The sequence below is a fragment of the Thiolinea disciformis DSM 14473 genome (assembly GCF_000371925.1).
GTDB lineage: Bacteria > Pseudomonadota > Gammaproteobacteria > Thiotrichales > Thiotrichaceae > Thiolinea > Thiolinea disciformis.
The window spans coordinates 242042-253944 of record NZ_AQVE01000001.1 but is presented as its reverse complement, the minus strand read 5'-3'; the positions used below and the strand labels follow the sequence as shown (position 1 = coordinate 253944).

Genomic DNA, 11903 nt, shown 5'->3' with positions numbered 1-11903 from the left:
AGGAGCTACCGCATGAATGATTTCCCGATGAGTCGTTTCCCTATCCCAAGCTTAGACACCCTGCCAGCGGATATTCGTGAGCGTATACAGGCGGTACAAGAAAAATCGGGATTTATTCCGAATGTGTTTCTAGCCCTCGCACACCGTCCTGATGAGTTTCGCGCCTTTTTCGCTTATCACGATGCGCTGATGGAAAAACCTAGTGGTTTAAGTAAGGCCGAGCGCGAAATGATTGTGGTTGCCACCTCAAATGCAAACCAGTGCCACTATTGCGTGATCGCGCATGGGGCAATTTTGCGGATTCGCGCCAAAAATCCGCTGTTGGCAGACCAAATTGCGGTGAACTATCGCAAAGCTGACATTAGCCCTCGCCAACGCGCGATGCTTGATTTCGCCATGAAAGTGTCTCAGGCAGCCTATGAGGTCAATGAGAGCGACTATAAGTTGCTATATGAGCATGGCTTTAGTGATGAAGACATTTGGGATATTGGCGCGGTTGCTGCGTTTTTTGGTATGAGTAATCGGATGGCAAATATGCTATCCCTGCGTGCTAACGATGAATTCTATCAGTTAGGCAGAACCTCTTAACTATCTGCGTCTAAATTTTCATTCCCTATTCATACAGCGTTTTTCATCGGTGTTTAACAATAAACAAACCTGTTGTTAAACTATTCATCTTTATAAAAATAACTATGAAAAGCTATCGTATTGTCTGGATTGCTATCACCCTTGCAACTGTTGCTGTAAGCGCTTGTACTACCACCTTAAGCGAGTTTAATCCCCTAGCGAGTGACGTTGAAACGCAAGTTAGCAATCGGGCCAGCGGCGTAGAAACTGACACGCGTAGCCCTCAAAATTGGAATATGGCGTTTCGTATTGCACAAGTTTATGCGCCCCCCAAACCGCGTTGGACGCCACAACAAGCTGAGCATTTCGCCGCACATCGCCAATATTTTGAAATAAATTTAGCGACAGGACAGATTCATTCTGATGCCGAATCCACCACTAAACGCTGTCAATCAGCAAAACTAAACGTACAGGCTATTAATCTTGCTCAGTATTTAAAAAATAACTACGGCTTATCATCCACTCAACTAGCCACTAACTTAAATCTACAAGCGCGTGAATTAAAGCGTGCCACTTTAGTAGAAAGTGATTGTGAGATGCCGTGGGCCAAGCAATTTATCGTGCTAGCTGATAAAGCGAATCTAAGAAGTGCTGATATTTTCAAAGCGAAATTACTCCTATTACAAGGTGGCGTGGTATTTCTAGCAACCCCCTATAACCATCCGCACTAAACTTTTTTGGGTATCAAGCCCTGCAATCGCAGGGTTTCTTGTGGCTTACGACAAATCCTTGCGAACCTTCTACACTAAGCTGTCACATTAATAAGGATCGCGGTATGCAAGCACAGGGCGCAACACCGAACGCACCGATTATGGAGGTGCGTAATCTCATCAAACATTATCCCAAAGTTCAGGCCGTCAATGGCGTCGATTTTGTCGTACCCCAAGGTATTTGTTTTGGCTTATTGGGGCCTAATGGCGCCGGTAAAACCACTACTATTGAAATGATGGAGGGCATCACCAAACCTACTTCGGGTGAAATTCTCTATAAAGGTGAACCGATTGGTGCACGTTTTCGGGCTGAAGCGGGCATTCAATTCCAATCCACCGCCTTACAAGATTTTCTGACGGTGCGTGAGAATCTAACTTATTTCAGCAGTCTTTACCCCAAACACTTACCGCTAGAAGAATTAGTCGCCATTTGCCGCCTACAGGATTATTTGGATCGCGATGCGAATAAACTTTCCGGTGGTCAACGCCAACGTATGTTATTAGCGCTTGCGTTGGTAAATGACCCTGCTGTGGTATTCTTGGATGAACCGACCACGGGTCTTGATCCACAAGCACGCCTCAATTTTTGGGACTTAGTGAATAGCATTAAGGCGCGTAATAAAACCATTTTGCTTACTACACATTACATGGAAGAAGCGTATAACCTCTGTGATGAAATCGCGATTATGGATCACGGTAAAATCATCGCGCACGGCTCGCCTGCTAGCCTATTAGCAGAGCACTTTCAGGATGTCGTGATTGAATTGCCTGCTAAAGATTTTCCTGAGGCTGCCGCCATTAAGATTCCGCATCGCGTGCTAGATAAAGTCACCCAAGCGGTACAAATTAATACTGCAGATGTGAATAATACGCTTTCTGAATTAATGAGCCATGGCGCATCCCTTGCACAATTACAGGTGCGCCCACGTACTTTAGAAGACTTATTTATTGAATTAACGGGCAAGGAGTTACGTGCATGATGAAACGCATTTGGGCCACTTTCTATGCGCGTAGCTTGGAATTTGTGCGCGACCGCTCCACCATGGGCTGGAACTTAATTCTGCCAATCGCCTTAGTTTTTGGCTTAGCTTTTGTATTCTCTGGTACAGGTCAACCTTTATTCAAAGTGGGCGTGATTGCCGATCAGCAAACCAGCGATACTGTTAATAAGGCGGCGCATCCCTTTTTAAATACCGCACATATTGATTTTTATCCTGTTGCCGCCAACGACAAAACCGTGACCATGCGCAAAGTGGGGCGCCACCAAATCGATATGCTAGTCGATGTGCGTCCCCATGAAATGCACTATTGGGTGAACCAAGACTCTGCCAAAGGGGATGTGGTAGAAAAATTACTACAAGCTAGCGGCGGTACAGCCTTAACCAAGGAAAATGTCACGGGTCAAGAAATCCGGTATGTGGATTGGGTGGTGCCGGGCATTTTAGGTATGAATCTAATGTTTAGCTGCTTATTTGGCGTAGGTTTTGTGATTGTACGTTATCGCAAAAGCGGCTATTTAAAGCGCCTCAACGCAACACCGTTAAGCGCTAGCGAATTTCTATTAGCACAGATTTTCTCGCGTTTACTTTTAGTCGTGTTGGTCACTTGTATCGTCTTTGTAGGTACTAACTTATTCCTACACTTTACTATGGAAGGTAGTTATTGGCTGTTGTTCTTGGTCTTGGTACTGGGTTCATTTTGCTTAATTTCGTTGAGTTTAGTGGTGACGGCACGCGTCAGCAGCGAAGAATTAGCCGGTGGTTTATTGAATCTGCTGACATGGCCAATGATGGTTTTATCCGGAGTGTGGTTCTCGATGGAAGGGACACACCCAGCCATGCAAATGTTAAGTCAATTATCACCACTGACGCATATGCTCAGTGCTGCACGTGCGATTATGTTGGATGGAGCAGGCTTAGCGCAGATTAGTACTCAGATGCTGGTCATGGGGTTCATGTCGATAGTATTTTTGGCAATAGGTGCTGTTATGTTCAAGTGGACTACGGATTAAATTTCTGATTTAAAAATGAGCTAGTGCTTTACAGCACACTAGCTCCTAACCGTATACTATATCGTCTAAATTAGGCTGTTGGTTTCATCCCATTGTCATTAGCAAGGTCTATCCTCGCGGCTGTCAGCCTATTCCAATCACCACGGAGGAAATGCATGTTTACACCCCGCAAAACCCTATTAGCTTGCAGCATGGCCCTATTATTAACTAGCCTGAATACTGCTCAAGCTGACTTAGCTGAAATCGAGAAAGCTGCTAAAGCAGAAGGCATGTTAACCACTATCGCTCTACCTCATGACTGGTGTGGCTATGGCGACATGATGGAAAGCTTCAAGAAAAAATACCCTGACATTAAAATTAATGAATTAAATCCTGATGCTGGCTCAGCCGATGAGTTAGAAGCCGTTCGCGCTAACAAGGATAACAAAGGCCCACAAGCACCAGACGTTATTGATGTAGGTTTCTCCTTTGGTACAACTGCTCAGAAAGAGGGTTTATTGCAACCTTATAAAGTGTCTACTTGGGACAGTATTCCTGCTGAATTAAAAGATGCTGAAGGCCATTGGTATGGTGACTATTATGGCGTTTTGACCTTCATGGTCAACAAAGACATCATTAAAGAATCACCCCAAGATTGGGCGGATTTACTCAAGCCTGAATTCAAAAATAGTGTAGCACTCGCAGGGGATCCACGCGCGTCTAATCAAGCGATTTTGGCAGTCTATGCAGCCGGTTTAAGTGCTGGTGCGAAAGATGCAGAAGGTGCTGCTACCGCTGGTTTGGACTTCTTCGCCAAGCTCAATAAAGATGGCAATTTCATTCCAACCATTGCAAAGACAGGTACCTTGGCTCAAGGTGCAACTCCTATCATTATTTACTGGGATTACAATGGTTTAGCAGGACGCGATACCTTAAAAGATAACCCGCCAGTAGACGTAGTGGTACCAAAATCAGGTGTGGTAGCGGGGGTTTATGTCCAAGGCATCAGTAAGTATGCACCTCATCCCAATGCAGCTAAATTATGGATGGAACACATCTACTCCGATGAAGGCCAGTTGACCTATTTGAAGGGTTATTGCCACCCCATTCGCTTCAAGGATTTGGTGGCCAACAACAAAGTGCCCAAAGAGTTAATGGACAAACTGCCACCTGCTGAAGCCTATGACAAAGCCATTTTCCCAACGATTGCCGATCAAGAAGCCTCCAAGGCTATTATTACTGGCAAATGGGATAGTGTTGTCGGTGCTAATGTAAAGTAATTTGCCTACTAACACGCTCTTTCCATGTGGGAAGAGCGTTTTTCTAAGAGAGTTTCGGTATGTCCAACTCACTCACCGTACACCAGCGAACGACACTATCTTGGGCTTGGCTTGGTGTACTACCTTTTCTTTTGTTTGCTTTACTGTTTCTTATTTTACCCACTCTGAATATTGTCATTGGCGCCTTCCAAAACCCTGAAGGTAATTTTACCTTGGAGAATATTGCCAATTTATTTAAACCCTCCATACTCGACTCCTACTGGATCAGTATTAAGATCAGCCTAGCCTCAGCGTTGTTAGGTTGTATTGCAGGGTTCCTGATCGCCGTCGCAGTCGTATTAGGTGGCTTACCGCGCTTCATTCGCTCACCCATTATGACTTTCTCAGGTGTTGCATCGAATTTTGCGGGTGTACCTTTAGCGTTCGCCTTCATTGCAACCTTGGGGCGTGTCGGTCTAGTGACGGTCTTATTGCGTGATTGGCTGGGTTTCAATCTCTACGGAACAGGCTTTAATATTCTAAGTTTTTGGGGGCTAACACTCACTTATTTATTTTTCCAAATCCCCCTGATGATTCTGATCATCACCCCTGCTTTAGATGGCCTAAAGCGTGAGTGGCGTGAAGCAGCGGCAATGTTGGGAGCATCCGGCTTTCAATATTGGCGCATGGTTGCTTTACCCATTTTATGGCCTGCTTTGCTAGGCACTTTTGCGCTCTTATTTGCGAATTCCTTTGGTGCAGTAGCAACTGCCTATGCCTTGACAGGGAGCTCGCTCTCTATCGTTCCCATTTTGCTGTTCGCACAGATTCGCGGTGATGTCTTACATGATCCACATCTAGGTTATGCACTCGCGTTCGGCATGATCCTGATTACTATGGTTGCTAATGGCCTTTATCTATGGATGCGTGCACGCAGTGAGCGGTGGATGAAATGAAAATCAGTTTCCTGCAACGCTTTTCTTCATGGATTATTTTACTCTTAGGTATTTTGTATTTTGCCTTGCCACTCCTAGGAACTTTTGAATTCTCGCTACGCATGAAGCGCGGCGAATATAGCCTAGAAGCCTATCGTGTTATTTTAAGCGACTCACGTTTTCAGCAGACCTTTTCGTTCTCAGTCATGATGGCACTATTAACCATCGTACTGGGTGTTTTGCTGATCGTTCCTACCGCTTATTGGGTGCGTTTGAAGCTGCCACGTTGGCGTCCGATTATTGAGTTTATCACCCTCTTGCCCTTGGTTATTCCCGCGATTGTCATCGTATTTGGCTATATCCGTTTATATAACACCTCCTCATGGCTACCATTGACTGGCTCGTCATTTGGCACAGATATTCTGATGGTGTGTGGTTATACCACGCTGGCTTTGCCTTATATGTATCGCGCGGTGGATACGGGTTTACGCACTTTGGATATTGCCACTTTGACCGAAGCGGCAGAAATCTTGGGCGCTAATAAAATTACCATTTTGTTTCGTGTTATTCTGCCCAATGTCACTGTTGCCATTCTGTCCGGCGCGTTCTTAACGTTTGCCATTGTCATTGGTGAGTTCGTATTCGCCGCCTTATTGAATCGCCCTGCTTTTGGCCCTTATATGCAATTGGTGGGTGCAAATCGTGCCTACGAGCCTGCGGCTTTGGCAATTATTGCATTTGGCATTACTTGGATGTGCATGGGTTTAATTCAACTGGTAACCCGCTTACAGAAACATACACGCATACAAGCACCGCGCTAAGGATTTCTGCACTATGGCATTTTTAGAAATTAACCATTTAGTAAAAGACTTTGGCGCTCAACGGGTTGTCAAAGACTTTAACTTGTCCGTGGAAAAAGGGGAGTTTGTCTCCTTCCTCGGCCCTAGCGGCTGCGGAAAAACCACCGTATTGCGCATGATCGCAGGTTTTGAAACGCCAAGCTCTGGCCATATTCTGGTGGATGGCCGTGATATGGTGAAACTCAAACCTAATCAACGCAATATGGGCATGGTCTTCCAAGCTTATGCACTGTTTCCGAATATGACCGTAGCGCAAAACATTGCGTTTGGTTTAAAGGTCGCAGGCAAATCGAGTAGTGATATTCAAGCCACCGTTAAAGAAATGTTGAGTTTGATTAAGCTGGAAGAATTAGGCGAGCGCTATCCATTTCAACTCTCAGGCGGACAACAACAGCGGGTTGCGTTGGCACGTGCCCTAGCGGTCAAGCCAACCTTGCTTTTATTGGATGAGCCCCTGTCCGCCTTGGATGCAAAAATTCGTGTTTCCTTACGCGAAGAAATTCGCAGCATTCAACGCAATCTCGGTATTACTACCATCTTCGTGACCCACGATCAGGAAGAAGCCTTATCAATTTCCGACCGTATTGTTGTGATGTACCAAGGTAAGGCAGATCAAATCGGGACACCCTTTGAGATTTATAATCGTCCTGCTACACGCTTTGTAGCATCGTTCGTCGGCACGATTAATGTCTTGGAGGCACAGGTGGTTGAACCCAGCACCGGCCAAGTAAACCTCGCGGATCAAACGCTTCATCTACAGCGAGCGCTGCCCCAAACCCATGGTAACAGTGTTAGTCTGGCACTACGTCCTGAGACAGTCGTTTTGGGAAATAGTAGATCGGTGGTACTCAATGGAATGGTACAAGAAGTTAGTTTCTTAGGCTCTGTGATACGTCTACGCATTAGTATAGGTTCGCAAAGTTTATCGATGGATGGTTTCAATCAACCCAATACGCAACCGCCCAGCATAGGGCAAAGTGTACAAATTAGTTTTGAACCGAATGATGTATTAGTACTGGCTGACGCTTAATACCAATCAGTCTAAGAGTAGGTTAATACCTACTCCTCAACAGCATAGCTTTTTACGACAGAGCTCATTCACAAGGCTGAGCTTTGCGCCACTTGCTCACACCACGCATAACATCAGTTATGGTGTTTTTCCCTTGTTTGTTAGTATTAGTCGTTATCGTTTCCCATTTAAAAGCACTGATAGCCTTAGCTTTATAACTTAGCGGCATAGCCCAATATTCGGTGGTAGAAATACTGCCGTCTTCTTCGCGACAAATCTCTTTTGTACCAAATTGCCAATTAGCTTGTCCCTGTTTGCCGCGCTGTTGAGCGATTAACGGCTCACAATCCTCTTCACCATCACTAGGCGCTAAAGCCTCTTTGCGCCAATCAGAATAATTGGTACAAAGCTCTACGGCAGCAGAATCATTTTTCACTGTATTGCCATCTTCGTAGCTCACCTCATTAAGCCATAAGCCCGTTAATTGAGGAATAGGATCTGTTAAAGGCATTACACCCGCTGCTGACTCTACTCTCAATGCTTCAGGCGTCGTTTGCTTAGTGGAGACCAGCTTATCCCCTTCGAACGTATAAACGTTTTCCTCTTGGTAGGTAGCACTGCGTTTTTTCTCAATCACTTGTTTTTTATTCGAATCAAAAATCAGTTCACTAGCCTCTCGTGCAGAAAGTGCTTTAGACATCTCAGTGGTTTGAAAGCGCTTTTTTGTAGGATCATAGAACCAAAACTGATAGGCTAACCATGTTGCTCCTAAACTACGCGGAGCAGCTATATCCAAATAACCATCAAAATTAAAGTCCTCTATTCTTAGCCAGCAAAACGCATCACTATAAGGAAAATCAGGGGCCAACTCAGCATTTAACTCAAGGGTCTGTAAAGGCTTAGCAGGCTGGCCTTGAGTAAGAGTAAAGATACTGGTTTGCGCATAAGCATTTCCCTTAGCTGGGATTAATTTAGCGGGTATTGTTAGCTGAATGTCAGACCCTAACTTATTGGGCTTAAATTGTAGAGTGAGATCTTTTTTTCCGATTACTGAGCGGCACGCTTGACTATTCTTGGTTGTATTAAAATCATCCAATTTTAATGCATTTGCCTGACTAACAGAAAATAAGTTAAGCAATAGCACAGAAAATACAATTTCAGCTCTCATTACAACCTCCTTATTCAGGTCGATAATAGACCTCTCGCGAAAATCATTTTTCAAACAATTTTTCAGGAAAGTTTTTGACCAAGATTAGGTATAGACCCTATACAGGACATACGTTAGCGAAAAAATGAAATTGCTCAATTTTCAACTCTCGCAGGAAGCCTAATAAATTTTTTTATCTACATTGCTCGCGTCCAAGACGCTTTCTGGTATGCATAGATACAAGCTCAACGTAAGCACTTCATCACTTTGTAGCATTCATTTTAACTTTAATTTATTGGCATTAAATATATATTTATTGGTATTAGTAAAAATATTTAGTTACTAGGCTGTAGTGGCTAGGTAAATTAAAAGCTAAATTAAGTTACAGGTGGTGTAACCGTTGGCTGCGTCAACGCTTCTGCCGGTGTCTTTGGTTCATGAATATCAGCACGTAATACCCTTGCTTCATAAAACTCTTGCTCAATGGAAGGAATGCCACTCGCTAGTTTATTAATTAAACGCGCACGTGTTTTATCACGCCACTCGACTCCCAAACTTTCACACAAACTATTCGCGAGCAAAAAACGTTGCGTCACCTCTAAACGCCCTTGGAATAAATTTAATTGGGCTAAGGTTCTGCCATACAAATAAAAATTCACTCCAGCAATCACCTCAACTAACCCACCGCTGATTAAAGTAATCGTAGAGAGTTGGGTGGATGTGTTCCATAACATAAAAGCAATCGCTGCTACAAAGAACGCCATACCAATGATGCTAGCGACTAATGCCCAGCGAAAACTACGCCCTGCCTGCAATAGCGACAGATCATAAAAGCTGGATAAGAGTTGGATTTGTGAAGCAGCAATCGCCTTCACATCCCCCTCATTCGCATCGGATAAATGTTGTAACGCTTGTCGTGTGGCACCCTCAATTGAATGCTGACGCGGATTGAGCAGATTGTCTAAGCGGCTAGGTTGTTCGGGCTGATTCATGACTTGCACTCTTAACTAGCAGATTCTCAGCAAGTATAGCAGTTACAGGTTCACTATCCTTTGCCGCCCTAAAACCGGATCAACTTTGATCATATTTAGATCAAAAATTCCGTTTATCTTAAAAATCAATTTAACTAATGACAAAATCATGGATAAACCCTAACCTATGTTAAACGCAATATGAACAACCTTGTACTTACTGGCTTAGTAAGCAGATCAATAAGCGTTTGAGTGCCCTCGACGACCTAGCAGCCTTAACACGCAATTTATAAAAATAATCAAACCCAAAGTTTTTAGACCTAATAAAAAATCATACTATGACTAAAAAATCAACTTTATCTCGTCAAGTGTTCGTGACTGCTTCGGTTAGTATATTACTAGCATTCAGTAGTGCTAGCTGGGCTGCCCCTAATGAAAACGCCATGGGTTATGGCTTAAAAAATCCCATCACTGTAGACACCTTGCCGGAAGGAGACTTCAAAAAGAAATTAAAAACCTTGCCGCCACAAAGCCAGAAAAATGCTGAAAAATGGTTAAATAAAATCAACTTTCACAAGCATGATTTGCAACACATGCGTGTGGATAAAACAGGGGGTATTTATTTTGCTGATACCTTCACCGTGCCACCACCAACAGCTGGTAGCACCACAACGACCTCGGCTACTGACCCTGTGGTAAGCACGATTACGGCACTCACAGACGTCTTTAAATTGCATAGCAAAAAAGACTCTAAAAATACTATCTATTTAGACTTTAATGGCGAAACAATCAGTAATACCGCGTGGAATAATTCGTTAGGAGTGGCAACTTATAATGCCTTGCCTTATGACACTGATGGCGTAGCTGATACTTTTAGTAGTGAAGAGCGCACGAATATTGCTTCAATCTGGCGCCGTGTTGCAGAAGACTTTGCTCCCTTCGATGTCAACATCACCACCGAAGCACCCAGCGCTTTTACTAACGTCATTGGTCATTTACTGGTAACCAAGAGTGTCGACGCTAATGGTGTGCCAATGCCTTCTACAAATGCAGGAGGGGTTGCTTATCTCAATGTATGGGGTTCGAGTTCATTCAATTATTACTCGCCCGCTTTTGCTTATTACAACAATCTCTATGATCCCGATGTCATTGCTGAAGCTGCCTCTCATGAAATAGGCCACAATTTGGGTTTATCCCATGATGGTAGTGCCACAGGCTCTTATTACTGGGGGCATGGCACCGGCAATATTAGCTGGGCACCTATTATGGGGGCTGGGTATTATAAGACCGTCACTCAATGGAGCAAGGGTGAATATACAGGTGCTAATCAAACCCAAGATGACCTTGCCATCATTAGTAGTAAATTACCCCCGATTCTGGACGATCATGGTAATCAAGCCAGTCAAGCGACTGCACTCATAATAGGGGATACTGGATATATTTCCGCCACAACGCTACTGACTGACCCTGATAATCTTAAAACTGAGAATAAAGGCATCATTGACTCTAATACCGATGTCGATTTCTTCAAGTTTAACACTAATGGTGGTTTAGTAACCTTACAAGCAACACCAGCTTATGAACCCGCCAATACACGCGGCGCTAATTTGGACATTGCCTTATCATTGTATGATAGTAATGGAAACTTAATCACGGATAGCAATCCTGCTGACGATACAGATGCAGGAGTGAGTCTAAGTTTGGCGGCAGGTACTTATTATCTTGCCGTAAAAGGTTCAGGCAGTGCTAACTACAGTAATTATGCTAGCCTAGGACAATACACCATTCAAGGCCAAATCCCTCCAACTGTTGTAGACACCACACCCCCTAATCCTAATCCCATGGGCTGGTCTGTTGCACCCAAAGCACTTGATTCACAAAGCATTCAAATGACTGCCGTGCAAGCAACTGATGATCGCTCTAGTGTAGAGTATTATTTTGATTGTACGTCAAGCGGTGCAGGTTGTGTTGATAGTGGTTGGATTCCGACTAACAGTTATACACTCAAAGGTTTAAGCGCCAATACCGCTTATAGCTTCACGGTTAAAGCACGCGATGCCTCAGGCAATGAAACCGGTATGTCCGCTACAGCCAGTGCTACAACAGCCGCTTTACCCAATCAAGCACCGGTTGCAATGGCTGACATCATCACCATCAGAACCAAAGCGGCAACCACGATTGATGTATTGAGAAATGATAGTGATCCAGACAAAGACCCCTTAACCATTACTTCGGTTAGTGCAGGCCAAAGAGGTTTAGCGACCCTATCCAATAATACGATTGTGTATCAGGCTTATAACTTACGCGGCTCGGATACCCTAAGCTATGTTATCAGTGATGGTCATGGTCATACTGCTACCACAACTGTAACCATTAAATTTAGCAAATAAGCTTC

Annotated in this window: 11 protein-coding genes; 9 read left to right on the top strand and 2 right to left on the bottom strand. The window is 44.1% G+C overall.

What is annotated here, in order from left to right; all coding sequences use genetic code 11:
- The first annotated feature begins 12 nt into the window (after window positions 1-12).
- From A3IE_RS0101180 to A3IE_RS0101145, 8 genes are all read left to right on the top strand, one after another.
- Window positions 13-588 carry a peroxidase-related enzyme gene (locus A3IE_RS0101180; protein ID WP_020393740.1) on the top strand — a complete coding sequence of 192 codons (576 nt, stop codon included), beginning with the start codon at window positions 13-15 and terminating at the stop codon, window positions 586-588.
- A gap of 104 nt (window positions 589-692) precedes the next feature.
- Window positions 693-1298, top strand: coding sequence for a hypothetical protein (locus A3IE_RS0101175; RefSeq protein WP_020393739.1), 606 nt, complete (start codon window positions 693-695; stop codon window positions 1296-1298).
- A gap of 104 nt (window positions 1299-1402) precedes the next feature.
- A complete protein-coding gene (locus A3IE_RS0101170) occupies window positions 1403-2317 on the top strand; it encodes an ABC transporter ATP-binding protein (protein WP_020393738.1) in 915 nt (304 codons plus the stop codon).
- Window positions 2314-3348 (top strand): ABC transporter permease, encoded by a 1035-nt coding sequence (locus A3IE_RS0101165; RefSeq protein WP_020393737.1) that lies wholly within the window; start codon window positions 2314-2316, stop codon window positions 3346-3348. The genes A3IE_RS0101170 and A3IE_RS0101165 overlap by 4 nt, the downstream gene beginning before the upstream one ends.
- A 155-nt stretch (window positions 3349-3503) precedes the next feature.
- Window positions 3504-4607: an ABC transporter substrate-binding protein gene (locus A3IE_RS0101160; protein WP_020393736.1), complete on the top strand. Its 1104-nt coding sequence runs from the start codon at window positions 3504-3506 to the stop codon at window positions 4605-4607.
- Window positions 4608-4666: 59 nt separating this feature from the next.
- Window positions 4667-5542 carry an ABC transporter permease gene (locus A3IE_RS0101155; RefSeq protein WP_020393735.1) on the top strand — a complete coding sequence of 292 codons (876 nt, stop codon included), beginning with the start codon at window positions 4667-4669 and terminating at the stop codon, window positions 5540-5542.
- Window positions 5539-6342 carry an ABC transporter permease gene (locus A3IE_RS0101150; protein ID WP_020393734.1) on the top strand — a complete coding sequence of 268 codons (804 nt, stop codon included), beginning with the start codon at window positions 5539-5541 and terminating at the stop codon, window positions 6340-6342. Before A3IE_RS0101155 ends, A3IE_RS0101150 begins: the two co-directional genes overlap by 4 nt.
- Window positions 6343-6355: 13 nt before the next feature.
- On the top strand, window positions 6356-7411 hold the full coding sequence (locus tag A3IE_RS0101145) for an ABC transporter ATP-binding protein (RefSeq protein WP_020393733.1): 1056 nt from the start codon (window positions 6356-6358) through the stop codon (window positions 7409-7411).
- Between the two features lie 64 nt (window positions 7412-7475).
- Here the strand turns inward: A3IE_RS0101145 and A3IE_RS0101140 are convergent, their stop codons facing one another.
- Entirely contained in the window at window positions 7476-8558 is a 1083-nt protein-coding gene (locus tag A3IE_RS0101140) for an XAC2610-related protein (protein ID WP_020393732.1), read from the bottom strand.
- 356 nt (window positions 8559-8914) lie between these two features.
- Window positions 8915-9529, bottom strand: coding sequence for a TRADD-N-associated membrane domain-containing protein (locus A3IE_RS0101135; RefSeq protein ID WP_020393731.1), 615 nt, complete (start codon window positions 9527-9529; stop codon window positions 8915-8917).
- A gap of 317 nt (window positions 9530-9846) precedes the next feature.
- Between A3IE_RS0101135 and A3IE_RS21770 the strand changes: the two genes are divergently transcribed.
- Window positions 9847-11898: an Ig-like domain-containing protein gene (locus A3IE_RS21770; RefSeq protein ID WP_020393730.1), complete on the top strand. Its 2052-nt coding sequence runs from the start codon at window positions 9847-9849 to the stop codon at window positions 11896-11898.
- Window positions 11899-11903: the final 5 nt, after the last annotated feature.

Excerpts from the sequence above, each read along its gene's own strand:
- A3IE_RS0101180 (WP_020393740.1), top strand. The coding sequence starts at position 13 with ATGAATGATTTCCCGATGAGTCGTTTCCCTATCCCAAGCTTAGACACC.
- A3IE_RS0101175 (WP_020393739.1), top strand. The coding sequence starts at position 693 with ATGAAAAGCTATCGTATTGTCTGGATTGCTATCACCCTTGCAACTGTT.
- A3IE_RS0101170 (WP_020393738.1), top strand. The coding sequence starts at position 1,403 with ATGCAAGCACAGGGCGCAACACCGAACGCACCGATTATGGAGGTGCGT.
- A3IE_RS0101165 (WP_020393737.1), top strand. The coding sequence starts at position 2,314 with ATGATGAAACGCATTTGGGCCACTTTCTATGCGCGTAGCTTGGAATTT.
- A3IE_RS0101160 (WP_020393736.1), top strand. The coding sequence starts at position 3,504 with ATGTTTACACCCCGCAAAACCCTATTAGCTTGCAGCATGGCCCTATTA.
- A3IE_RS0101155 (WP_020393735.1), top strand. The coding sequence starts at position 4,667 with ATGTCCAACTCACTCACCGTACACCAGCGAACGACACTATCTTGGGCT.
- A3IE_RS0101150 (WP_020393734.1), top strand. The coding sequence starts at position 5,539 with ATGAAAATCAGTTTCCTGCAACGCTTTTCTTCATGGATTATTTTACTC.
- A3IE_RS0101145 (WP_020393733.1), top strand. The coding sequence starts at position 6,356 with ATGGCATTTTTAGAAATTAACCATTTAGTAAAAGACTTTGGCGCTCAA.
- A3IE_RS0101140 (WP_020393732.1), bottom strand. The coding sequence starts at position 8,558 with ATGAGAGCTGAAATTGTATTTTCTGTGCTATTGCTTAACTTATTTTCT.
- A3IE_RS0101135 (WP_020393731.1), bottom strand. The coding sequence starts at position 9,529 with ATGAATCAGCCCGAACAACCTAGCCGCTTAGACAATCTGCTCAATCCG.
- A3IE_RS21770 (WP_020393730.1), top strand. The coding sequence starts at position 9,847 with ATGACTAAAAAATCAACTTTATCTCGTCAAGTGTTCGTGACTGCTTCG.